The 22,605-nt window shown below is 41.7% G+C and carries 23 protein-coding genes; 19 read left to right on the top strand and 4 right to left on the bottom strand.

Annotated elements, in window-relative coordinates; genetic code table 11:
• Positions 1-255 precede the first annotated feature (255 nt).
• From coxB to L1267_RS08735, 4 genes are read left to right on the top strand one after another with little or no spacing between them, the layout of a single operon-like run.
• A complete protein-coding gene (gene coxB / locus L1267_RS08750) occupies positions 256-1,401 on the top strand; it encodes a cytochrome c oxidase subunit II (RefSeq protein ID WP_138558522.1) in 1,146 nt (381 codons plus the stop codon).
• Positions 1,398-2,990 (top strand): cytochrome c oxidase subunit I, encoded by a 1,593-nt coding sequence (ctaD, locus tag L1267_RS08745; protein ID WP_235382590.1) that lies wholly within the window; start codon positions 1,398-1,400, stop codon positions 2,988-2,990. Before coxB ends, ctaD begins: the two co-directional genes overlap by 4 nt.
• On the top strand, positions 2,990-3,520 hold the full coding sequence (locus tag L1267_RS08740; RefSeq protein ID WP_235382589.1) for a cytochrome c oxidase assembly protein: 531 nt from the start codon (positions 2,990-2,992) through the stop codon (positions 3,518-3,520). Before ctaD ends, L1267_RS08740 begins: the two co-directional genes overlap by 1 nt.
• Before the next feature lie 35 nt (positions 3,521-3,555).
• Positions 3,556-4,431 carry a cytochrome c oxidase subunit 3 gene (locus L1267_RS08735; protein WP_135922910.1) on the top strand — a complete coding sequence of 292 codons (876 nt, stop codon included), beginning with the start codon at positions 3,556-3,558 and terminating at the stop codon, positions 4,429-4,431.
• Here the strand turns inward: L1267_RS08735 and L1267_RS23755 are convergent.
• Positions 4,331-4,642, bottom strand: coding sequence for a DUF2909 domain-containing protein (locus tag L1267_RS23755; protein WP_135922909.1), 312 nt, complete (start codon positions 4,640-4,642; stop codon positions 4,331-4,333). The genes L1267_RS08735 and L1267_RS23755 overlap by 101 nt on opposite strands.
• 14 nt (positions 4,643-4,656) lie before the next feature.
• Between L1267_RS23755 and L1267_RS08725 the strand changes: the two genes are divergently transcribed.
• From L1267_RS08725 to L1267_RS08665, 13 genes are all read left to right on the top strand, one after another.
• Positions 4,657-5,406, top strand: a complete 750-nt coding sequence (locus L1267_RS08725) for an SURF1 family protein (protein WP_138558523.1) — start codon at positions 4,657-4,659, stop codon at positions 5,404-5,406.
• The gene (locus tag L1267_RS08720) at positions 5,387-5,881 is read left to right on the top strand and encodes a transmembrane cytochrome oxidase associated protein (RefSeq protein WP_135922907.1); all 495 of its coding nucleotides are present in this window, start codon (positions 5,387-5,389) and stop codon (positions 5,879-5,881) included. The genes L1267_RS08725 and L1267_RS08720 overlap by 20 nt, the downstream gene beginning before the upstream one ends.
• 20 nt (positions 5,882-5,901) lie before the next feature.
• Positions 5,902-6,891 (top strand): COX15/CtaA family protein, encoded by a 990-nt coding sequence (locus tag L1267_RS08715; RefSeq protein WP_135922906.1) that lies wholly within the window; start codon positions 5,902-5,904, stop codon positions 6,889-6,891.
• Positions 6,892-6,900: 9 nt separating this feature from the next.
• Positions 6,901-7,809: a heme o synthase gene (cyoE, locus tag L1267_RS08710; protein ID WP_138558525.1), complete on the top strand. Its 909-nt coding sequence runs from the start codon at positions 6,901-6,903 to the stop codon at positions 7,807-7,809.
• Positions 7,806-8,423, top strand: a complete 618-nt coding sequence (locus L1267_RS08705) for an SCO family protein (protein ID WP_235382588.1) — start codon at positions 7,806-7,808, stop codon at positions 8,421-8,423. Before cyoE ends, L1267_RS08705 begins: the two co-directional genes overlap by 4 nt.
• 168 nt (positions 8,424-8,591) lie before the next feature.
• The gene (locus L1267_RS08700) at positions 8,592-8,864 is read left to right on the top strand and encodes an STAS domain-containing protein (protein WP_135922903.1); all 273 of its coding nucleotides are present in this window, start codon (positions 8,592-8,594) and stop codon (positions 8,862-8,864) included.
• A 9-nt stretch (positions 8,865-8,873) separates the two neighbouring features.
• On the top strand, positions 8,874-9,236 hold the full coding sequence (locus L1267_RS08695) for a response regulator (RefSeq protein WP_135922902.1): 363 nt from the start codon (positions 8,874-8,876) through the stop codon (positions 9,234-9,236).
• A gap of 15 nt (positions 9,237-9,251) precedes the next feature.
• Positions 9,252-11,330: a chemotaxis protein CheA gene (locus tag L1267_RS08690; protein WP_235382587.1), complete on the top strand. Its 2,079-nt coding sequence runs from the start codon at positions 9,252-9,254 to the stop codon at positions 11,328-11,330.
• Complete coding sequence (locus tag L1267_RS08685; protein ID WP_135922900.1) at positions 11,327-11,812, top strand: chemotaxis protein CheW; 486 nt, start codon at positions 11,327-11,329, stop codon at positions 11,810-11,812. The genes L1267_RS08690 and L1267_RS08685 overlap by 4 nt, the downstream gene beginning before the upstream one ends.
• A gap of 29 nt (positions 11,813-11,841) precedes the next feature.
• A complete protein-coding gene (locus L1267_RS08680) occupies positions 11,842-14,169 on the top strand; it encodes a methyl-accepting chemotaxis protein (protein WP_235382586.1) in 2,328 nt (775 codons plus the stop codon).
• A gap of 71 nt (positions 14,170-14,240) precedes the next feature.
• Positions 14,241-15,059, top strand: coding sequence for a CheR family methyltransferase (locus L1267_RS08675; RefSeq protein ID WP_135922898.1), 819 nt, complete (start codon positions 14,241-14,243; stop codon positions 15,057-15,059).
• A complete protein-coding gene (gene cheD / locus L1267_RS08670; RefSeq protein ID WP_135922897.1) occupies positions 15,056-15,673 on the top strand; it encodes a chemoreceptor glutamine deamidase CheD in 618 nt (205 codons plus the stop codon). The genes L1267_RS08675 and cheD overlap by 4 nt, the downstream gene beginning before the upstream one ends.
• 8 nt (positions 15,674-15,681) lie before the next feature.
• Complete coding sequence (locus L1267_RS08665) at positions 15,682-16,713, top strand: protein-glutamate methylesterase/protein-glutamine glutaminase (RefSeq protein WP_135922896.1); 1,032 nt, start codon at positions 15,682-15,684, stop codon at positions 16,711-16,713.
• On the opposite strand, the gene L1267_RS08660 is transcribed toward L1267_RS08665, so the two are convergent.
• Positions 16,703-17,734: a polysaccharide deacetylase family protein gene (locus tag L1267_RS08660; protein ID WP_235382585.1), complete on the bottom strand. Its 1,032-nt coding sequence runs from the start codon at positions 17,732-17,734 to the stop codon at positions 16,703-16,705. The genes L1267_RS08665 and L1267_RS08660 overlap by 11 nt on opposite strands.
• Between L1267_RS08660 and dinF the strand changes: the two genes are divergently transcribed.
• Positions 17,711-19,045: an MATE family efflux transporter DinF gene (gene dinF, locus L1267_RS08655; RefSeq protein ID WP_235382584.1), complete on the top strand. Its 1,335-nt coding sequence runs from the start codon at positions 17,711-17,713 to the stop codon at positions 19,043-19,045. The genes L1267_RS08660 and dinF overlap by 24 nt on opposite strands.
• Position 19,046: 1 nt before the next feature.
• Here dinF and L1267_RS08650 read toward each other — a convergent pair whose 3' ends face one another.
• Entirely contained in the window at positions 19,047-19,316 is a 270-nt protein-coding gene (locus L1267_RS08650; protein ID WP_138558530.1) for a hypothetical protein, read from the bottom strand.
• Positions 19,317-19,330: 14 nt separating this feature from the next.
• On the bottom strand, positions 19,331-19,906 hold the full coding sequence (nfuA, locus tag L1267_RS08645; RefSeq protein WP_063702428.1) for a Fe-S biogenesis protein NfuA: 576 nt from the start codon (positions 19,904-19,906) through the stop codon (positions 19,331-19,333).
• A 144-nt stretch (positions 19,907-20,050) separates the two neighbouring features.
• Here nfuA and L1267_RS08640 point away from each other — a divergent pair, with 144 nt between their 5' ends.
• Positions 20,051-22,600, top strand: a complete 2,550-nt coding sequence (locus L1267_RS08640) for a M14 metallopeptidase family protein (RefSeq protein ID WP_235382583.1) — start codon at positions 20,051-20,053, stop codon at positions 22,598-22,600.
• The last annotated feature ends 5 nt before the right edge of the window (positions 22,601-22,605 follow it).

Here is a 22,605-nt window from a genome sequence, read left to right as displayed (position 1 = left end):
TTTGCACCAAAATAAACATTTATTACTACTAAAACTTGCTTATTGCTCATTTTTTAACTAATTGGTTAATACAGTGTATTAACACCTGATTAATAAAAATACACTCAAATGTGCTAGGTGTTAAACATAGGGTTGGTATCATCGCTGGGTCAAAATGATACGTAGTCGCTCTGAACAATAAAAAAAACGAATGGGCACCTTGTTGTATCGCCTTTTCGCTTTGCGTCTTGCAATAGCATTAAAAGGAGCCGTCACATGGGTAAACTGCGTTATGCCTTGTGGCTTATATTACTCGCACCTGTGCAGTTAGCATTGGCAAATAGCCAATTTAATATGCGTAAAGGGGTGACTGATATAAGTAATAGTGTTTATGAATTACACATGACGATATTTATTATCTGTTGTGTGATAGGCATCATCGTTTTTGCGGTGATGTTTTGGGCTTTGATCCATCATCGAAAGTCGAAAGGAGCCAAGCCTGCGCAATTCCACGAAAGTACCAAGGTTGAAATTCTTTGGACTGCCATACCATTTGTGATCTTAATCGCCATGGCAATTCCAGCTACAAAAACACTGATAGCGATGGAAGATGCTTCTAAAGCCGATATTACAATTAAAGTAACGGGCTCACAGTGGAAATGGCATTACGAGTACATGGGCGAGGAAATTGCTTATTACTCAATTCTATCTACTCCAAAAGACCAAATAGATAACCAAGCTGACAAAACAGAACATTACTTACTTGAGGTTGATAAGCCTTTAGTACTTCCTATCAATAAAAAAGTTCGTTTTCTAATGACCTCAGATGATGTTATTCACTCATGGTGGGTGCCTGACTTTGCGGTTAAAAAAGATGCAAACCCGGGTTTTATCAATGAGGCATGGACACGCATAAATGAGCCAGGCATCTACCGGGGTCAGTGTGCTGAGTTGTGTGGTAAAGATCATGGTTTCATGCCTGTTGTTGTGCAAGCGTTGCCTGAAGACGAATTTGCTAACTGGCTAGCAGAGGCTAAGCAAGAAAAGGCCAATGCTGCAGCAGCTGATGCGGCTTTATTAGATCAAACATTACCGAAAGAAGAATTAATGGTTCTTGGGGAGCAAGTTTATATGGCAAGTTGTGCGGCTTGTCATCAGCCTACAGGAATGGGCTTGCCGGGAGTGTTTCCTGCTCTTAAGGGGAGTCCAATTGTGCTTGGAGATGTAAAAGACCACATCGACATCGTATTACATGGTAAGCCGGGTACAGCGATGCAAGCATTTGATAAACAGCTTTCAATTAAGCAACTTGCTGCGGTTATCACATATAAGCGAAATGCATGGGGTAACGACACAGGCGATGTGATTCAACCAAGTCAAATTCAAGCAGCTATCGATGCAGCAACGGAGGCGAAAGAATGAGCAACGTTATTAATGAACAAGCCACTGAGCATGCGCATCATGACCATCATCCTGCAAAAGGTTTCAAACGTTGGCTTTACACCACCAATCATAAAGATATTGGCAGTTTATACCTGATATTTTCGCTCACTATGTTTTTAATTGGTGGCGCGATGGCAATGGTGATCCGCGCTGAATTGTTTCAACCTGGTTTACAACTAGTCGATCCACACTTTTTTAACCAAATGACCACAGTGCATGGTTTGATAATGGTATTTGGTGCGGTAATGCCGGCATTTACAGGGCTTGCTAACTGGATGGTGCCTATGATGATCGGTGCACCCGATATGGCGCTACCACGGATGAATAACTGGAGTTTTTGGATTTTACCATTCGCGTTTTTAATCTTGTTGGCTTCGTTACTTATGCCAGGAGGTGGCCCTGCATTTGGTTGGACTTTTTATGCACCACTTTCAACGACCTATAGTAACGATAATACAGCCTTGTTTGTATTTGCTGTACATATCATGGGTATTAGTTCAATTATGGGGGCGATTAACGTTATTGTGACTATCGTTAATATGCGAGCGCCCGGCATGACATGGATGAAGTTACCACTGTTTGTGTGGACTTGGCTTATTACGGCATTTTTGTTGATTGCTGTGATGCCTGTTTTAGCAGGGGCGGTCACTATGGTGTTGACCGATAAATACTTTGCAACCAGCTTTTTTGATGCGGCGGGGGGCGGTGACCCTGTGATGTTCCAGCACATCTTTTGGTTTTTCGGTCACCCTGAAGTGTACATCATGATTTTGCCGGCATTTGGTATTATTTCAACCATCGTGCCGACCTTCTCACGCAAGAAGTTATTTGGCTACGCTTCTATGGTGTATGCGACCTCGTCGATTGCACTTTTGAGCTTTATTGTATGGGCACACCACATGTTCACCACAGGGATGCCTGTCGCCGGTGAGCTGTTCTTCATGTATGCAACCATGCTCATTTCGGTACCAACTGGGGTTAAAGTGTTTAACTGGGTTGCAACCATGTGGCGAGGCTCAATTAGCTTTGAAATTCCGATGATGTTTGCCATTGCCTTTATTGTGCTGTTCACCTTAGGTGGGTTCTCTGGCTTGATGCTGGCGATTACACCGGCAGATTTCCAGTATCACGATACTTACTTTGTAGTTGCGCATTTCCATTATGTATTAGTGACAGGGGCTGTGTTCTCAATTATGGCAGGAGCCTACTACTGGCTACCTAAATGGACTGGCAACATGTACAACGAAACACTTGCGAAATGGCATTTCTGGCTATCGCTGATCAGTGTCAACGTGTTGTTCTTCCCTATGCACTTTGTTGGCCTTGCGGGTATGCCGCGCCGTATTCCTGATTACGCCCTTCAATTTGCTGACTTTAACGCCATTATCAGTATTGGTGGTTTTGCCTTCGGTTTATCACAGCTACTGTTCGTGCTTGTTGTTTTTAAATGCGCACGAGGCGGCGAAAAAGCACCTGCTAAGGTATGGGACGGTGCAGAAGGTTTAGAGTGGGAAGTTGATTCGCCCGCACCGTATCACACCTTTGAAACACCGCCGGAGATCAAATAATGAACCATGCACCTTTGCTCAAAAAGCTGTTGTTAGCATGCTTAGGTATGTTTGCATTCGCCTTTGCATTGGTGCCACTTTACGATGTGTTTTGTGATGTCACAGGTTTAAATGGTAAGCCATCACTCGAACAAGCAAAAGAGAGTGAAACGGTAAGCATAGACCGTCAAGTTGATGTGAGTTTTACAACGCATGCGCAAAGTGGTGCGCCTTTTGATGTGCAATCAGCTCAGTACAGTGTGGTTGTTCAACCAGGAGCGATGCGAGAAGTAAAGTTTACAGCAAAAAACACCAGTAATAACGACAAAGTGATGCAGGCTATTCCGTCTGTATCACCGGGAAAAGCAGCAAAATACTTACATAAAATCGCGTGTTTTTGTTTTGATCAACAACCACTAAAAGCGGGCGAAGAAGTTGAGTTTACCTTGTTGTTTTATGTTGATACGGAATTACCCGACGATGTAGAAGAGCTGACATTGTCCTATACCGTGTTTGATATTAGCGGGCAAGTTGTGGCTAAAAACGATTAAGCCGCCAAGCTAATTGCTAATTGGGAGCAAACAAAATGAGTCAAAATTACGAAAAATATTATGTTCCGGCCCAGAGCCCATGGCCAATAGTTGGTGCGATTGCAATGTTCTTAATTGCTGTCGGGGCAGGCCTGACAGTGATGCAAGTGAGCGCAGAAGCTAGCAGTGGTCAATATGTGTTGTATTTAGGCATTGCGATACTATGTTACATGCTGTTTAGCTGGTTTAAAAACGTCATCGAAGAATCACACAGTGGTTTATATTCAGCGCAAATGGATCGTTCATTTAGACAAGGAATGAGCTGGTTTATTTTTTCTGAAGTTATGTTTTTTATGGCATTTTTTGGTGCTCTGTTTTATGCCCGTATGATTTCAGTACCTTGGCTTGGTGGTGCTGGAAATAATGCCATGACCAATGAGGTACTCTGGCCAACGTTTGAAGCAGTATGGCCGTTGTTAACTACGCCTGCAGGTGATACAACTCAAGCAATGGGGTGGCAAGGTCTACCTCTTATTAATACGCTCATCCTACTCACCTCATCAGTCACTATCCACTTTGCTCACGTTGCAATGGAAAACAATAAGCGGGGTGCTTTAAAAGCATTTTTATCACTTACCGTGCTATTAGGCGCAATCTTTCTGGGTTTGCAAGTGTATGAATATATGCATGCATACCAAGATTTAGGTTTAACACTGGATGCTGGCGTTTATGGAAATACCTTCTTTTTATTGACGGGTTTTCATGGCATGCATGTGACGCTTGGGACCATTATTTTATTTGTCGTACTGCTAAGAATTTTTAAAGGCCACTTTACGAGCGAAAAGCATTTTGCATTTCAAGCGGCTGCTTGGTATTGGCACTTTGTAGATGTGGTGTGGTTGTGTTTATTTGTATTTGTGTACGTGCTGTAGCTTTGTGAAGCGGCGACGGGTTGGTGTGAATAAAACCCAATTTCATTGCGGCAATAATGAGGAGCAGCACAATACCTGAAAACAGCACCCGACGACCTAAGTAATGCGACATGGGTTTCGAGTGCTCTTTTGCTGACATCATCACAAACAGCGCTCTAAATAGGTTGAACAGAATATAAAGTAATAACAAAACAATAATGATTTTAATCATATTAGGTATTCCAAATGCAGTTAATTTTATGGCGTAAACAAAAGCTTAGCTCAATTATCGCAATTTGCGTTGTGGTTATTGCAGTGCTTATTTGTTTACGACTAAGTGTTTGGCAATACCAGCGAGGCGAGCAAAAACAGCAGCAACTAAGCCAGTTAGCCGTTTCGAAAGAGCAAGGAGTTTTGAGCTGGCAAGAGCTGCAAAATTTACCTAGAGAGCTGAATAAAACGGGCTTGCAAGTCAAGGTCTCTGGCGAGGTAAATAAACAGCAGTACTGGTTACTTGATAATCAAATTTATCAGGGGCAAGTGGGCTATGACTTACTTGTCGCGATGACAATTGCAGGTGAAACCGCACCTTTAATCGTTAACTTTGGTTGGCTAAAAGCTCCAACAAACCGTAACCAGTTGCCAACCGTCGTGTGGCCAGAATCAACAAGGCTTACGGCCACAGTGCAATTGAAACAAGGCAACTTACAAGGTTTTACACTTGCCGATGATATTGGTGCAGAGCAAGGCTGGCCCAAGCGCATTCAAGGCATCGATTTAGCAATTTTTAGTGCTCAATTAGCAAAGCCCTTACAAGGCTTTATTGGTTATCGCAATGAAGCAGATGGTATAGCAACCCCGCATTATCAGAGTGTTGTGATGGGACCAGATAAACATTACGCCTATGCCGTGCAGTGGTTATTAATTGGCTTGGCTTGTGTGGTTATTGCTTATTTTGCGATGAGAAGGAGAGGTTATGAAAATAAACCCGCTTAGTTTATTCGTTTTATGCTGCTTTGTGCCGCTGGCACTTGCTTATGCAGCATTAAAGCTTGAGTGGTTACCGAGTGGTTCGAGTAATCATGGTGAGCTTTTAAGGGAGGAAGTGAAACTAGCTGATTGGCAACAAGGCGAGCCTAAACAATGGACTATTGCGCTCAATTATCCAAAAGAGTGCAGTGAAGTGTGTGAAAACCAATTAGCAAGTTTAGACAACCTCTACGTCGCTTTAGGGAAAAATCAGCAAAAAGTAGATGTGGCGGTACTGACGAATCAACAGCAGGTATCGGCTAATTGGCGTCAATTAGCAGTAAGTCCAGCGCTCAAAGCGGGAGACTTATATTTGGTTGATCACATGGGCTTGGTGGTTTTGCATTACCCCTATACGGCTGAGCCCGAACAAAACAGACTTATTCAAAAAGGCTTACTTAAAGATTTAAAAAAACTACTTAACTATGCGCGTTCAAGTTAAACCTCATTAAGGGGATAAAGATGTATAAAAATTATAAATATTTAGTCTTAATTACGGTTTTCTTTTCTATTTTGGTTGTTGGGCTCGGTGCTTATACACGGCTTAGTGATGCAGGGCTTGGTTGTCCTGATTGGCCAGGGTGCTATGGGTTTTTGACTGTACCAAAACATGAAACTGCTCTGTTACATGTTGAACAAAACTACCCTGATATGATGTTTGAGGCAGCAAAAGCCTGGAAAGAGATGATCCATCGCTATTTTGCTGGTGCCCTTGGTCTACTGATTCTAGCTTTGTTTGTTTTTGCATGGTTAAAACGTCAATATCCAAATACGCCAGTTAAACTGCCATTAGCGCTATTACTGCTGGTGATTTTCCAGGCTGCATTAGGCATGTGGACAGTCACCATGAATTTACAACCCTTGGTCGTAATGGGGCATTTGCTAGGCGGCTTTAGTATTCTATCCTTGCTTTTTCTTCTTTATTTACGGCTAACAACAAAGCCGATTGCAGGAGGTGATGCAGGAGCAAGACCATATTATCGCTTAGCGCTTGTTGGTTTAGTGGTTTTGGTTTTACAAATCGCATTAGGCGGTTGGTTGGCTGCAAACTATGCAGCTCCTCATTGTAATGGCTTACCTTTATGTAGCTACGGACAACCGTTTTCGTTAAAGAGTGTGTTTCAGCTTCCACTTGAACATAGCACTTACGAGTATGGTGTGCTGTCACAACAGGCTCGTATGTCGATTCACTTACTGCATCGCATTTGGGCGTTAGTCACTTGTGTGGTGCTAGCGCTTATTATGTGGCGTATATATTCACAGAGTTTTTCCAGAAAAATTAAGCATTGTACAGTAACAGTATTAGTCGCCTTATTGTGCCAAATCTGTCTCGGCCTTGCTGTTGTGCATTGGCACTTTCCATTAAGTGTAGCGCTTGCTCATAACCTGATGGCTGCACTGTTATTGTTGAGCATGGTACGTCTGTGCTTTCATTTAAAAGCAAGAACTTAGGAGGCTATTATGGCGATATTATTAAGCACAGAGAAGTCGTTAATCAGTCAATCAACAGAGCGATTGAAGGATTATCTTGCCATTAGTAAGTTTAAAGTTGTTGCTATGCTTGTTTTAACTGCATGGGTCGGTTTAGCGCTTGCGCCTGATGTGGGGCGAGGGTTGTTTGTTCAATTAGCCAGTTTGCTTGGAATTGGCCTGTTATCTGCGGCAGCAGCGGTGATAAATCATGTTGTAGATAGTGAAATAGATAGCAAAATGGCGCGAACCCGTCATCGCCCTGTTGCTAAAGGACGTTTAAGTAAGCAGCATGCGCTGAGTTTTGCTGCGATAATTGGCTCACTTGGTTTCACTATGCTCATAGTCTGGGCAAATACATTAACTGCCGTGCTAACTTTATTTGCACTGGTTGGTTATGCCTTTATTTATACCTCTTTTTTAAAGCGAGCAACACCGCAGAATATTGTGATTGGTGGCTTAGCTGGCGCGATGCCACCGTTATTGGGCTGGGTGTCTGAAACAGGTCACATGGCAGCAGCGCCTTGGCTGTTGGTAATGATTATTTTTACTTGGACACCGCCGCACTTTTGGGCACTCGCGATTGCTCGAAAAAGCGATTATGAACGGGCAAAAATTCCAATGCTGCCTGTGACTCATGGTATTGAATTTTGTAAAACCTGCGTTGTAGCTTATTCAATATTGTTAGCCTTGGTCTGCGTATTACCATACTTGATTGGAATGTCGGGAGTAATTTACTTACTTGCGGCATGTGGCTTGAATACGGTGTTTATTTACAAAGCGCTGAAATTAAAAATTGCCCCTAAAGATGACACCGCAATGGATTTATTTCGTTTTTCAATTGTCCATTTAATGCTACTCTTCATCGCCTTATTTATTGATAAATGGTTAGTTTTATGATTCGAATAGGCGCTTTTTTGTGTTTGAGTGCGGTATTGTTTTTAACCGGTTGTGGTAAAAGCAACACCGCTCCTGAGGTCGAAGCACTGGTGTATGAGCAAGCAAAGCCGATTAGTCCGTTTTTATTAACCGATCAACATGGTGAGCCCGCTGATAACAGCCAGTTTATGGGACATTGGAATTTAGTCTTTTTAGGCTACACCAGTTGCCCAGATATTTGCCCAATGACATTGGCAAAGTTAACAGCAGTACAAAAGCAGTTAAGCCAAGATTACCAAGTGCAAGTGTGGTTTGTAGCTGTTGATCCAAAGCGCGATACCACTGAAAAACGAAAAGCCTATATTGATTACTTTAACCCTGAGTTTCTTGCTGTATCAGGCCCCCATAAGCAACTTTTCCCCTTTGTTAGGGAGCTTGGCTTAATTTACGCAATTAATGATAGTGATGAGCAGGAATATGCCGTTGACCACAGTGCCTCTGTGGTGATGGTTGATGCAAACGGCGCCGTTCGGGCTATTTTTAAGCCTGAGTTTAAGGCTGGTAGTGTGCCATTAATCAACGCCACGACATTGACTGAAGAGTTCCGAAAAATTGCAGATTATTACGTAAATTGATTTTTTTAATATTTTGTAAAAGTTTGCTCGAAAGAAAAGCTTTATTTTTTGCAATAAATGTCTAAGCTACTAAAAAATTTTACTATTTTTTGATTCAAATTATGGCATTTTCATTAACTAGGACTAAGCTTTTGTTATGAGTTGCTTTGAACGGGGAAAGTATTAAGAATGTTAAAGCTCCCTACAGAATTAGCTATTACTCAGGTCGAGTCATTACATCAAGATTTACTGCATGAATTATCTGCAAACGATGATATCTGTCTTGATATTAGTGAGGTTACTCGGGCTGACACGGCGTCGGTTCAGCTGTTATGTGCGTTACAAAAACATTTACTCTCTGTGCATCATAAAATTATATGGGTGGGCGAGAGCGAGCCATTGCAGCAGGCAATAAATAGTTTGGGTTTAGGCCATTATCTTGTGCTTGAAAATGCCAATTAAGAGGTTTATATGAAAAGAATTTTAGCAGTTGATGATTCAGCATCTATGCGCCAAATGGTTGGCTTTACGCTTAAAAAGGCAGGGTTTGATGTAACGGAAGCAAAAGATGGCAGTGAGGCATTAAGTATTGCCAAACAGCAAGGTTTTGATGCTGTTATTTCCGACGTTAACATGCCGGTAATGGATGGTATTACACTGATTCGCGAGTTACGCAGCTTACCTAACTATAAGTTTACGCCATTGCTAATGCTCACCACTGAGTCAGGTTTAGACAAAAAAACAGAAGGTAAAGCAGCGGGTGCTACTGGGTGGATTGTTAAACCTTTTAACCCAGAGCAATTGTTAGCGGTATTGAAAAAAGTGATTCGCTAACAATAGGAGCGAGGCATGAGTATAGATCTAAGCCAATTTTTTGAAGTGTTCTTCGAAGAAAGCTTTGAAGGACTTGATGCGATGGAAGCTGAGTTATTAAACTTGGTTCCCGGCGAAGAAGATCAGGAAACTATAAATACCATTTTCCGTGCCGCGCATTCAATTAAAGGAGGTAGTGGTACTTTTGGTTTTAGTGCTGTTGCAGATTTTACTCATGTCCTAGAAACTCTGTTAGATCAAATACGTGAAGGTACACGAGACTTAACAGCGGAACATGTTAATTTACTCCTAAAGTCAGTCGATTGTTTACGTGCATTACTCAGAGCCTTACAAGCTGAACAACAACCTGATTTAGCGGAAGCGGATGAACTTCGAATAAAATTTGAAGAAATCCTTGGTATGCGTGCAGCGAGTCAGGCATCGGAACAAGTCGAAGAAACAGTTGCCGAAAGCAGCTTTAATACTTACCAAATCGACTTTAAACCCCATCATCATTTATTCAAAACGGGTAATGAACCTCTTTATATGATCAGCGAGTTAGCTGAACTTGGTGAGCTTGAAACACATGCTTTTCAAGATGGTATTCCCGACATTACTAATTACGCACCAGAAGATTGCTTTTTAGCCTGGCGATTCTTCTTAACCACAGACAAAGAGCAAAGCAGTATTGAAGAAATCTTTGAGTGGGTCGAAGATGATGCCGATATCTCTATTACACTGTGTGGGGGTTTGTTTGGTGCTGAGGTAGAGCCATCATCAGCAAGTGAGCCGGCAAAGGAAACGAACACCAACACAGTTGAACCGATTGCTAAAGCAAGTACTGATGCTAAAAAAGCGGCGCCAGTAAAAACGGCGACCGCAAATGCAGAGTCAACGTCTATACGGGTTGGTATCGACAAAGTTGATTCACTCATCAATATGGTGGGTGAGTTAGTTATCACACAAGCTATGTTAAGCCAGCTTGGTGAGCAGGAGATAACCGAAGCAACGATCGCCTCGTTGCAAGAAGGTTTGGCTCAATTGGCACATAACACACGTGATTTACAAGAAAACGTCATGCGTATTCGCATGTTACCGATTAGTTTTGTATTTAGTCGCTTTCCGCGCTTGGTTCGAGATATCTCACAAAAGCTTGATAAACAGGTTGAATTGAAATTACTTGGTGAACAAACCGAGCTTGATAAAACAGTGATGGAAAAGCTGTCTGATCCTATGGTCCACCTCGTAAGAAACTCTCTTGATCATGGCTTAGAAACCGTAGATAAACGTGTTGCGGCAGGTAAGGATCCTGTTGGTACCGTGACACTTAATGCGTTTCATCAAGGTGGTAATATTGTGATTGAGATTATGGATGATGGACAAGGCCTAAATACTACCAAAATACGTGAAAAAGCGATTAAAAATGGTCTGATCTCAGAATCAGATGATTTATCTGACAATGAAGTTAATGAGCTTATATTTTTACCTGGCTTTTCCACCGCAGATCAAGTGAGTGATTTGTCTGGCCGTGGTGTGGGTATGGATGTTGTACGTCGCAATATTGAAGCACTGAGTGGCTCTGTTGAAGTGTCATCTGCCCCAGGTGTTGGTTCAACCTTCACAATTCGCTTGCCATTGACGTTAGCAATTCTCGATGGGCAATTAGTACGTGTTGCCGAGCACACTTATATTATTCCACTGATTTCGATTATCGAGTCACTGCAAATAGATATCACAAAAGTTAGCCGAGTTGGGAAAGATCTCGACGTATTGCGCTTACGTGATGAATACATTCCTATTTTACGGTTGTACAACATATTTAATCACCAAGGAGCGATTGAAACGTTGGATAAGACCTTGCTGGTGGTTGTAGAAAGCGATAACCAAAAAGTGGGCTTGTTAGTTGATGACTTATTGTCGCAACAACAAGTCGTTATAAAAAGTTTAGAGGCTAATTATCAAAAAGTAGATGGTGTCTCAGGGGCAACAATTTTGGGCGATGGTCGAGTTTCATTAATTGTAGATATTAGTGGCTTAATTAAATTGTCAGGACTGAGAAAACCTGGCAGCCAAGAATTAATCATCGAGTCAAAAGCGAATTTGGAGGCATCATGATAGCACAGCACGATGACCTGCATAACAAGCTTAATTTAGAACAAAATCAAGATGTAAAACAGTTTCTAACTTTCTTTATGGCTGAAGAAGAGTACGGAGTTGATATTTTAACGGTGCAAGAAATTCGCAGTTGGGAAGAGATCACTGTAATCCCTAACTCCCCAGATTTTGTTAAAGGGGTAATCAATTTGCGCGGCACCATAGTGCCTATTATCGATTTGCGACTTCGCTTTGGTATTCCAGCCATTGAGTATGGGCCATTGACTGTTGTTATTGTTTTAAAAGTAAAGTTAGAAAACGCGAGTAAAATTATGGGCATCGTTGTCGATGCTGTTTCGGATGTCTATAGCATTGCTGAGCATGAAGCTAAAGCGGTGCCGCATTTGTCAGACTCAGATAATGCGCAATATGTTGCGGGTTTGGTCAATGTGGGTGAGAAAATGGTTGCGCTATTGGACCTACAAAAAACAATGGACATTTAACTGGGTAGATTAACAAGAAGGTGAAGGGTATGGGTTGGTTTAGCAGTCCTAAAAATGTTGAGTCGAGCAATGATTTAATTGTTACGGCACTAAACAAGTCGCTTGCAGTAATTGAATTTCAGCCGACAGGATCGATTATCACAGCCAATGCTAATTTTTTAAGCGTAATGGGCTATCGACTTGAAGAAATTCAGGGACAACATCATGCTATATTTGTCGCTGATGATGAATCAAAAAGCCCTGAGTACCAGCAGTTTTGGCAGCGCTTACGAAACGGTGAATTTATTTCTGACGAATTCAAACGTTTTGGTAAAGGTGGCAAAGAAATCTGGATTCAAGCCACATATAACCCGATTATTGATGGTAACGGCAATGTCATCAAAGTCATCAAATTTGCAACCGATATCTCCGCACAGAAAGAGTTAGAAAAACAATCGAAACGTGATGCTGATCTGTCTAATGCATTACGAGTATGCCAAGCGAATGTGATGATTGCCGATAACGATCTAAAAATTATATTCGTGAATGAGCAAGTAAAACAAATGCTACAAGCACGCGAGTCGACCTTACAGACAGTGCTGCCAAGCTTTTCAGTGGCTAACTTAATCGGTACATGTGTTGACGATTTTCATAAACAGCCAAGCCATCAACGTGAGTTATTGAAATCATTAAAAGAACCTTATAAAACAACGTTACGTTTGGCTGGTCTTATTTTTAGCCTGATTGCAACGCCTTGGTTAAGTGCATCAGGTAAGCGTTTAGGAACAATTGTTGAATGGCAAGATATCACTGATCGAGTGAATAAAGCCGAAGCTGAAAAACGTGAAGCGGAAGAGAATTTGCGCGTACGTCGTGCACTTGACCGTGTAGCTACTAACACTATGATTGCAGACTCTGGGAATAACATCATTTATATGAACGAGGCCGTTCTTAATATGATGAAAATCGCAGAAAGTGATTTACGGAAAGACTTGCCGAATTTCAACAGCAATAATTTGATTGGTCAAAATATTGATGTATTTCACAAAAATCCGGCACATCAACGCAACATGCTAGCTAAATTAAGCAGTACTTACAGTACGGAAATTCAAGTCGGTGGTCGCACCTTTGGTTTGGTTGCGAACCCTATTTTCACTCCTGAAAATGAGCGTATTGGTACTGTTGTTGAGTGGGAAGATAGAACGGCTGAAGTCGCGATTGAAAAAGAGATTGCGGGTCTTGTTTCTGCTGCAGGTAAAGGTGACTTAGAAGCCCGTGTTGAAGAGACGGGTAAACAAGGCTTCTTCTTACGGTTAGCGCAAGGTTTAAATAGCCTTGTAAGCATTGTTGATGATGCAGTTAAAGATACAGGCAATATGCTGGATGCCATGGCGAATGGTGACTTATCAAAACGTATTGAGCAAGACTACCAAGGTTCATTTGAGAAGCTAAAACGTGATGCAAATGCCACGGCTGATAAGCTTACTGAAGTGATTAATCGCATTAATACCTCAGCAACTCTGGTTGCAAGTGGCGCAGAAGAAATCTCACAAGGTAATGCTGATTTAAGTCAACGAACTGAAGAGCAAGCTTCATCACTTGAAGAAACAGCATCTAGTATGGAAGAGATGACCAGTACGGTTCGCCAAAATGCGGATAACGCAAAAGAAGTGAACGAGCTGGCAGAAGAAACACGCACGAAAGCACAAAAAGGCGGTGAAGTTGTAAACCGTGCTGTAGTGAGTATGTCTGCAATTAACGAATCAAGTAAGAAAATTGCAGATATCATTAGTGTTATTGATGAAATCGCTTTCCAAACAAATTTACTCGCATTGAATGCTGCTGTTGAAGCTGCACGTGCAGGTGAGCAAGGTCGAGGCTTCGCAGTTGTTGCAGGTGAAGTTCGTAATCTAGCGCAGCGCTCTGCAGCGGCTGCAAAAGAAATTAAAGAATTGATCCGAGACAGTGTTGGAAAAGTTGAAGACGGTACATTACTCGTTAATGAGTCAGGTTCAACATTACAAGAAATTGTCACAGCGGTGCAACGAGTGACTGCGATGATTTCTGATATTGCTCAAGCATCAGAAGAGCAAAGCTCTGGCATTGAGCAAGTTAATAAAGCAATTACACAAATGGACGAGATGACTCAGCAAAATGCTGCCTTAGTTGAGCAAGCATCTGCGGCAGGGGAATCAATGGCAGAACAAGCAAATGACATGCGACGCTTATTAAACTTCTTCTCGTTATCGAAAGAAGAGGTAGATGTCTCGAGTCGAGTAAGTGCAGCACCTGCGGTTAAGCAATCGAACTCGCCTGTACGTCCAGCACCGAAAGGCAATAACTTTGTTGACCCTAGCGATGAGTGGGAAGAGTTCTAATACTCTTCCCTATTAACAGAAAAAATTAGGTTATGTAGTGTATCTAATGTCTAGGCTGCAGGGTCAAAAACATGAAAGAGTTTTTATTAACAGATAGTGACTTTAAAGCTATTTCGTCGCAAGTTTATGATGCTTGTGGCATTGTTTTGGCCGAGCATAAGCGCGAGATGGTTTACTCGCGCTTAGCCAGACGAATCCGACATCATAAACTAAAAAGCTTTAAAGAATATTTAGACTTTCTTGAAGAAAATAAAGAACGAGAGTTTAGCGAGTTTATTAATGCGATAACCACTAATCTAACGTCTTTTTTTCGTGAGCCCCACCACTTTAACTATTTAAAAAACACCATTGTTCCAAAACTACTTGTGAGTAATGCTAAGCATAAACGTGTACGTGTTTGGTCTGCTGGGTGTTCAACGGGGGAAGAGCCATACACTATTGCAATGACATTAAGTGGTTTGTTTCCTTCTGATTGGGATGTGAAAATACTAGCCACTGATCTTGACTCGAACGTATTAGCCAAAGCTCAAGCGGGAACATACACAGCGTCGAATGTTAATGGTTTAGAGAAAGCTCAACTAAAGCGCTGGTTTTTAAAAAGTCATGATGGGCAGTTATACAAAGTTAAGCCAGAGCTACAAAAAAACATATTTTTCAAAAGGTTAAATTTACTTCAAGGTTGGCCAATGAAGGGACCATTTGATGTTATTTTTTGCCGAAACGTGGTTATCTATTTTGATAAACCAACAAAAGATACGCTGTTCAAGCGTTATTATGACCTACTGACCGACTCAGGCCATTTATTCCTGGGGCATTCGGAAACACTGGGTAAGGATCACAAAGAGTTTAAGAATTTAGGCCAGACGATTTATCTAAAAGGTGGTCTATGAGCAATCATTTTAAACCTGTGTTACCTGGTTTCGAGCATGTTAAACGATTTTGGGATAACCAGAGACAAAAAGTGGTCGCAAAGGTTTTGCCTGGCGAGTTTTATGTATCAAAAACAGATGAACTGATTACCACGGTGCTTGGTTCATGTATTGCCGCATGTATTTATGATGAAGGACTCGGCATAGGTGGCATGAATCACTTTATGTTGCCAATGGAAAAAGGGGTCGACCCAGCGAATGCACATAGCTTAAATTGTCGCTATGGTAACTGGGCAATGGAGTATCTGATCAATGAAATCTTGAAAAATGGTGCTTCAAAACGTAATTTAAAAGTCAAACTGTTCGGTGGCGGTAAAATTATTCGCTCAATGACAGACATAGGGGTGGGCAATATTCGTTTTGCAAATGCCTATATACTTGAGGAAGGATTAGATTTAGTATCTCATGATGTGGGTGGCCCTTGGCCTCGAAAAGTATTATTTAATCCACAAACAGGTTCAGCGCAGGTGAAAAAAATGCGTGAATTACATTCTGATAAGCTTGAAAAACGTGAAATTAAATACTTACACGATATTGAGCATCAAGATGCTGAAACGAATATTGAATTATTTTAGGAGCGCATATGATCAAAGTACTCATTGTTGATGATTCTGCTTTGATCCGTGGTTTGCTCAAGGAAGTACTGGAACAAGCCGATGATATTCAGGTTGTTGGTGTTGCAGAAGATCCTTATCAGGCACGAGATTCTATTAAACGGCTAAATCCTGATGTATTAACACTTGATATAGAAATGCCAAAAATGGATGGGTTGAGTTTTTTAAAAAACTTAATGCGCCTACGTCCTATGCCTGTTGTGATGATCTCTACCCTAACTCAAAAAGGCTCGCCAATTACACTTGAAGCACTAGAGATTGGTGCGGTCGACTTTATTGCAAAACCAACTGCAAATGTATCAGAAAATATTCAACGCTACGCTCACTTATTACAACAAAAAGTACGCACAGCGGCTTCTGCCAGAGTACGTACCTTTAAAGCGCAAAAGGTGGAAGATGATAAATCTTTAACTTCTTTGCAGTTTAAACAGAATGCTGTTTTGGCAATTGGCGCTTCAACAGGGGGAACCGAAGCAATTAAAGAAGTGCTGGTTCGTATGCCAGAAAATTGCCCACCCATAGTGATCACTCAACATATTCCGCCGGTATTTAGTACCTCATTTGCGATGCGTATGGATCGAACGTGTAAAATTAACGTCAAAGAAGCTGAACAGGGTGATAAATTAAAGCCGGGTTGGGCTTATATTGCACCGGGCGATCAGCATTTAAGTGTTGTTAAAAAAGGCAGCGCTCTATATTGCCAACTCGATGCTAATGAGCTGGTAAATCGCCATCGTCCAGCTGTCGATGTGTTGTTTAATTCACTTGTTATAGCTTGCCCTAAAGTAACTGTTGCAGCATTGCTAACCGGTATGGGAAGTGATGGCGCTCAAGGCTTACTGGCGTTAAAACAAGCGGGTGCTTATACAATTGCACAAGATGAATTGTCGTCAGTGGTGTGGGGAATGCCAAAAGCCGCAGTGGAGCTCAATGCGGCTCATGAAGTTGTGCGCCTTGATAAAGTGACGGCACAAATGCTGAAACAGGCTATTACTGCGTGATAACCCAAGGTTGTGAAAACCAATAATAGCTGCCTTTTTTCGCGATTGAAGGGGCTGTGCAGTTAAAGCGAGAGCGACCTTTTTTCAGTTTTTCAGGTGAGGTGATCTTCACCGTATCTTTGCTAAGCCAAGCTAAATCTGCTTGGCCAATACCTGAAACATAACAAGCAAACTGACTTTTATGAAAATCTTGCATATCAAATTGCATCGTTAAACTAGGTGGGTTTTCGTCTGTCACACTATCTGAGTAGGTAAGCTGTTTGATAGTGAATGCTTGTGAGTCGAGTTTAGTGGCAAGCGTATCAAGCTTTGAATAAAAGCCTGATGCCGGAAAACGTGGTAATCGAGTAAAGTCAGAATGGATCCCTACAGCACCCGAATGCTGACCTATACCAACAAACCCGAGTGATTTAACTAACTGCTGTAATGAATTATTAAACTCGCCATAAGGGTAAGCAAGGTATTTATAATCATGACCAATTTCTTCTTTTATGCGCTGCTGGGCAGATAGAATGTCGTTCTTAGTACGCGCAAGCCATGCTTGCTCAGTTTCGTCTGGCTGTTTGCGATGCAAGTAATTATGAGTTTGCGTGTGGTTGCTAATTAAGGCGCCTTTACTTGATAGCTCTTTTAGCTGTTGCCAGGTCATCACATAGCTTTTGCCTTCATCAATAAGTTCAGGGTTTACGAAAATAGTATACGGATAGCCAAACTTTTCTAAGATAGGAGCAGCTTCTTCGTAATTGTTTTTATAGCCATCATCGAAGGTAATAGCGACAGTTTTATCTGTTAAAGGGTGTCCCGCTTGTAACGAGGTGATGAGGTCATTTAATGGAATAACTTTGAAGTTATTGTCTTTTAAATATTGCATGTGTTCAGTGAATGTTTCGCTGCTGACACTGGTTACCGCAGGAAGGCTTTCACTGACGTGATGATACTGTAGAATGACTGCGCCAAGGGCACGCAAAGATAAACCTAACAGGACTGCAAATACTACATGAAACATTTTCTTAAACGTCATAAGGCACACCATAAAAGTTTACTGTTATTAGCCGGTCCGATGATTTTATCAAATATTACCGTGCCAATGTTAGGTTTAGTTGATACTGCTGTAATCGGTCATCTAGGAAGCGCTCACTATTTGGCAGGTATAGCACTCGGTTCAGCAGTTATCTCGTTATTATTTTGGCTAGCAGGCTTTTTACGCATGAGTACCACAGGTTTGGTTGCACAGGCCTATGGAAAACACGATCACAGCTTACTTGCTGAGCTATTAAAGCGCAGCTTGCTACTAGCAACAGCGGTTGCGCTGATATTAATAGCGCTGAGTATACCTATTCAATCCTTGATGGCATATTTATCAAATGCCAATGAAGCTGTTTTAGAACAAGCAAATAGCTATTTTTCGATTCGTATTTTTAGTGCACCTGCCGCCTTATGTAATTTGGTGTTACTTGGTTGGATGTTAGGAGTGCATTATGGTCGGGGGCCATTTTATTTATTACTTATTACCAACATAACCAATATCGTGCTTGATATTTATTTTGTAGTGTTTCTTGATTGGGGCGTTGCAGGAGCTGCGTGGGCATCTTTAATTGCTGATTATATTGCGCTTGCTTTTGCACTTATGTTAGTTGCACAACTAGCTAAAAAACAAGGTGTTAACCTCTCAGTGAAAGCCTGGTTAAGTGTTGCTAAGTTACTTGATTTAGTGAGCTTAAATCGTGATATTTTTATTCGCTCACTAGCACTGCAATTGTGTTTTAGTTTTATGACTTTTTATGGCGCACGTATCGGCGAAACAACCTTGGCAGCTAATGCTGTTTTGCTAAACTTTTTAATGTTGGTGAGCTTTGCACTAGATGGTATTGCTTATGCGAGTGAGGCAAAGGTCGGCAAGGCTAAAGGTGAGCACAGCGCTAAGCAAATTCAATTATGGGTTAACTTGAGCTTATTTTGGGGCGGGTTATTTGCGCTGTTTTATAGCCTTATATTTTTACTATTTGGCGAGGCTATTATTCGCTTACTTACCGATGTTCCAGAAGTTATTGAAATGGCAACGGATTACTTGCTTTGGGTAATTATATTGCCTATTGCGGCGATGGGGTGTTTCTTATTTGATGGCGTATTTGTGGGGTTAACCCGTGCCAAAGACATGCGTAACACTATGCTATTTAGTGCTGTAGTGGGCTTTTTCGGGCTGTTTTGGTTAGTGAGTAGCTGGCAAAATCATGGTTTATGGTTTGCGATGACTAGCTTCATGCTAATGCGCGGATTAACTCTTTGGTTTCGCTACCGTAAAATTGTCAACAACCAGCAATTATTAGAGTAAATTATTTCCACAAATCAGGGTCATGATCTTTTGGGGATGAGCGTTCCAAAACTTGCGCAAAGCGGTTGGCAAAAATGCCTAGGTAACCCCAACCAGCAAAGAATAAAGCTATTGCTAATACGATTAAGCCGATTAATTGAAAAAATGCGGGTCCATAGTAGCCTATGGCAATAAAAATCACGGCTAGCACAAAGAGTGCTAGGCCGCGAAGAAAGCGTTTTAAGCTTAACTTGGGGTCGCTACCTAAGCGAAATACCCACTTTTTAAGCATGCTTTAGAGACCGGTTAGTAGTAAGAATGCTCACCAGATTGGTGATCAGTGATGTCTCTTACACCATTGATTTCATCAAACTTGGCAATCATTTCTTTTTCGATGCCTTCTTTTAGTGTGACATCAATCATTGAACAACCGTTACAGCCACCGCCAAATTGCAGTACTGCAATGCCGTCAGCAGTAATTTCTACTAGGCTAACTTGGCCGCCGTGGTTAGCGAGCTGTGGGTTCACTTCAGTTTCAAGCATGTGTTGTACACGCTCTTGTAATGACGCATCATCGCTAAGTTTACGTGCTTTTGCATTTGGTGCTTTAAGTGTTAACTGAGTACCCATTTTGTCAGTTACAAAATCGATTTCAGCTTCTTCTAAGAAAGGGGCACTTTCAGCATCAACAATGGCATCAAAACCATTAAATGGTAGACGAATATCAGTCGCTTCAACGGCGTCTTCAGGGCAGTAAGAAACACCACACTCAGCCTGCGAAGTACCTGGATTTACAACAAAAACACGAATGTTAGTTTGTTCAGCTTGGTCTGCTAAAAGTTTAGCAAAATGAGATTGTGCAGATTCAGAAATAGAGATCATAAAACGGACTATACTTGACTAAATTACTCGGATACTGCCTATCATACTCCGCTCATCGTGTTGTCGCCAGTGTTGAGCGTAAAAAGTTGCATCTATTTTATCGAATGGTAGCGTTAAAACATCAAATAATTATGGGTGCTATCTATGCGTTTTATAATAACAATATTAACTATGCTAGTGAGCGTTAGCGCATTAGCAAAACCTCTTTCTTATTACTTTGAACAAGATGTGAAATTTGACCCAAATATTCCTACCCCTGAGCAGGTACTAGGTTACGAGGTGGGTGAGTGGCATGTGCGACATGATCAGCTTGTGCAATATATGAAAATTCTGGCCGAAAAAAGTGACCGAATGAACTTTAAAGTAATTGGTCGCACTCACGAGCAACGTCCGCTGGTGATGTTAACGATTACTGCACCAGACAAGCTAGGCCAAGTTGAATCTATTCGTAAAGCTCATTTAGCGCGTTTAAATGGTGGTGCTACAGACTCAAGCAAACAGCCAGCGGTTGTTTGGATGGGTTACAGCGTACATGGCAATGAATCATCAGGTAGCAATGCATCGCTATTGGTTGCCTATTATTTGGCCGCTGCACAAGGGCCAGAAATTGACACCTTACTGAATAACACGGTTATTTTGCTCGACCCATCATTAAATCCTGATGGCTTAGCGCGTTTTGCAAATTGGGCAAACAGCAACCGTGGTATGAAGTTGTCATCAGATCCACAAACTCGCGAGCATATTGAAAGCTGGCCAAGCAGTCGTACTAACCATTACTTGTTTGATTTAAACCGTGATTGGTTATTGCTGCAACACCCTGAATCACGTGCACGTATCGCACAGTTTCACCAGTGGAAGCCAAATATTCTGACTGACTTCCACGAAATGGGCCCGAATAGCACGTATTTTTTTCAGCCAGGGATCCCAACTCGTAAACACCCAATCACGCCTGAAGAAAACGTTACGCTGACTAAAGCAATTGCAAATTATCATGCAAAGACACTTGATGAGCATAATGCGCTTTACTTCACTGAAGAAAGCTTTGATGACTTTTACTATGGTAAAGGCTCAACTTACCCAGACGTAAATGGCGGTGTAGGTATTTTATTTGAACAAGCAAGCTCACGTGGTCACTTACAAGAAACCATCAACGGCCCGTTAAGTTTTCCGTTTACGATTAAAAATCAGTTATTAACTAGCTTGTCGACGTTCCAAGCGGCGATTGATAACCGTGCTGACTTACTTGATTATCAAGCCAAATTTTACAACAAAGCGATAGATCTTGCTGGCGATGAAGACTTCAAAGGTTATGTTGTTAAAGGTGGTGCTGATACGAGTCGCATGCAGTACTTCCTTGATTTATTGAAGCAACATCAAATTAATGCGTATGTGCTCGAAGAGCCGTTAAAAGTAAATGGTCAAAGCTTTTCTGAAAAAAGTTACTATGTGCCATTAGCACAGCCGCAATTTCGTTTAATTAAAGCGATTTTTAGTGAGCAACAGCGTTTTGTCGATAACACGTTTTATGATGTATCTGGCTGGACTCTTGCGCATGCTTTCAATCTAGAGTTTGCAAAAGTAAGCAGCAATTGGGGCTTAAATGTTGCTAAAGAGCCTTGGCAACAGCCTGTAAAATCAAGCTATGCAGCATTACCACAAAGCTATGCTTATGCATTCAAATGGGATGATTATTTAGCGCCAAAAATGCTTAATAGCTTACTCGAACAAGGTGTCAAAGCGCGTGTGGCATTAAGCCCACTCACAGCAAAAACGCCTATGGGTGAGATTGCTTTTGAGCCTGGAAGTATCCTTGTGCCTGCAGGTCTGCAAACAGATAGCAACTGGGTTAGCTATTTAAACCAAGCACAAAACGAGTTTGGCATTGAAATTACACCAATTAGTTCAGGCTTAACGGTGAAAGGTGCTGACTTGGGCTCTCGTTCAATGGCGGTAGTGAAAGCGCCGAAAGTGCTATTAGTCGGTGGTGAAGGGAGCAGCCAGTATGAGCTTGGCGAGGTATGGTATTACCTAGACCGTTTCGTTGGCACAGCGCCAAGCATTGTTGAAATGCAACGTCTTGATGATATTGATCTTGAAAACTACAGCCATATCATTCTAGCGCACGGTAATTACAACCGTCTTGATGATGCAACGAAAGTGGCAATTAAGTCGTGGGTTCGTAAAGGCGGAGTTATTTGGGGACACAAAGGCGGAGCTAAGTTCCTAGCCGATCAACAATTATTAAAGGCTAATTACTTATCTCGTCGTGATGTAGCCAGCGCCTTTGATACAACAGGGCTTACCTATGCTGATAAGGATGACCTCGCTGGTCGTCAGCGTATTGCGGGTGCAATTTTTAATACTTCAGTGGACTTATCTCACCCACTGACGTATTCGCTGAACCGTAATACATTACCTGTATTTAAGAATAGCACTTGGTTGCTTGAGAAATCAGACGCACCTTTTGTTAACGTACTTACTTACACAGACAAGCCGCTTTTAGCTGGCTTTACTGATGACGTAAACGTGGAGCAAGTAGCGGGTGCAGCAGGACTGATTGCACACTCATACGGTAAGGGTAGTGTCATTGGTATGACTGATAACCCAGTATTTCGTGGTTACTGGTACGGCACTAGTCGCTTACTGAGCAATGCATTATTTTTTGGTAACGCATTCTATGCCTCAGCTGACTAATCACC

This window comes from Pseudoalteromonas sp. OFAV1 (genome assembly GCF_021532595.1).
In the GTDB taxonomy this organism is placed as follows: Bacteria; Pseudomonadota; Gammaproteobacteria; order Enterobacterales; family Alteromonadaceae; genus Pseudoalteromonas; species Pseudoalteromonas lipolytica_C.
This window is presented reverse-complemented; position numbering and strand designations above follow the sequence as displayed.

Excerpts from the sequence above, each read along its gene's own strand:
- coxB (WP_138558522.1), top strand. The coding sequence starts at position 256 with ATGGGTAAACTGCGTTATGCCTTGTGGCTTATATTACTCGCACCTGTG.
- ctaD (WP_235382590.1), top strand. The coding sequence starts at position 1,398 with ATGAGCAACGTTATTAATGAACAAGCCACTGAGCATGCGCATCATGAC.
- L1267_RS08740 (WP_235382589.1), top strand. The coding sequence starts at position 2,990 with ATGAACCATGCACCTTTGCTCAAAAAGCTGTTGTTAGCATGCTTAGGT.
- L1267_RS08735 (WP_135922910.1), top strand. The coding sequence starts at position 3,556 with ATGAGTCAAAATTACGAAAAATATTATGTTCCGGCCCAGAGCCCATGG.
- L1267_RS23755 (WP_135922909.1), bottom strand. The coding sequence starts at position 4,642 with ATGATTAAAATCATTATTGTTTTGTTATTACTTTATATTCTGTTCAAC.
- L1267_RS08725 (WP_138558523.1), top strand. The coding sequence starts at position 4,657 with ATGCAGTTAATTTTATGGCGTAAACAAAAGCTTAGCTCAATTATCGCA.
- L1267_RS08720 (WP_135922907.1), top strand. The coding sequence starts at position 5,387 with ATGAAAATAAACCCGCTTAGTTTATTCGTTTTATGCTGCTTTGTGCCG.
- L1267_RS08715 (WP_135922906.1), top strand. The coding sequence starts at position 5,902 with ATGTATAAAAATTATAAATATTTAGTCTTAATTACGGTTTTCTTTTCT.
- cyoE (WP_138558525.1), top strand. The coding sequence starts at position 6,901 with ATGGCGATATTATTAAGCACAGAGAAGTCGTTAATCAGTCAATCAACA.
- L1267_RS08705 (WP_235382588.1), top strand. The coding sequence starts at position 7,806 with ATGATTCGAATAGGCGCTTTTTTGTGTTTGAGTGCGGTATTGTTTTTA.
- L1267_RS08700 (WP_135922903.1), top strand. The coding sequence starts at position 8,592 with ATGTTAAAGCTCCCTACAGAATTAGCTATTACTCAGGTCGAGTCATTA.
- L1267_RS08695 (WP_135922902.1), top strand. The coding sequence starts at position 8,874 with ATGAAAAGAATTTTAGCAGTTGATGATTCAGCATCTATGCGCCAAATG.
- L1267_RS08690 (WP_235382587.1), top strand. The coding sequence starts at position 9,252 with ATGAGTATAGATCTAAGCCAATTTTTTGAAGTGTTCTTCGAAGAAAGC.
- L1267_RS08685 (WP_135922900.1), top strand. The coding sequence starts at position 11,327 with ATGATAGCACAGCACGATGACCTGCATAACAAGCTTAATTTAGAACAA.
- L1267_RS08680 (WP_235382586.1), top strand. The coding sequence starts at position 11,842 with ATGGGTTGGTTTAGCAGTCCTAAAAATGTTGAGTCGAGCAATGATTTA.
- L1267_RS08675 (WP_135922898.1), top strand. The coding sequence starts at position 14,241 with ATGAAAGAGTTTTTATTAACAGATAGTGACTTTAAAGCTATTTCGTCG.
- cheD (WP_135922897.1), top strand. The coding sequence starts at position 15,056 with ATGAGCAATCATTTTAAACCTGTGTTACCTGGTTTCGAGCATGTTAAA.
- L1267_RS08665 (WP_135922896.1), top strand. The coding sequence starts at position 15,682 with ATGATCAAAGTACTCATTGTTGATGATTCTGCTTTGATCCGTGGTTTG.
- dinF (WP_235382584.1), top strand. The coding sequence starts at position 17,711 with ATGAAACATTTTCTTAAACGTCATAAGGCACACCATAAAAGTTTACTG.
- L1267_RS08660 (WP_235382585.1), bottom strand. The coding sequence starts at position 17,734 with ATGACGTTTAAGAAAATGTTTCATGTAGTATTTGCAGTCCTGTTAGGT.
- L1267_RS08650 (WP_138558530.1), bottom strand. The coding sequence starts at position 19,316 with ATGCTTAAAAAGTGGGTATTTCGCTTAGGTAGCGACCCCAAGTTAAGC.
- nfuA (WP_063702428.1), bottom strand. The coding sequence starts at position 19,906 with ATGATCTCTATTTCTGAATCTGCACAATCTCATTTTGCTAAACTTTTA.
- L1267_RS08640 (WP_235382583.1), top strand. The coding sequence starts at position 20,051 with ATGCGTTTTATAATAACAATATTAACTATGCTAGTGAGCGTTAGCGCA.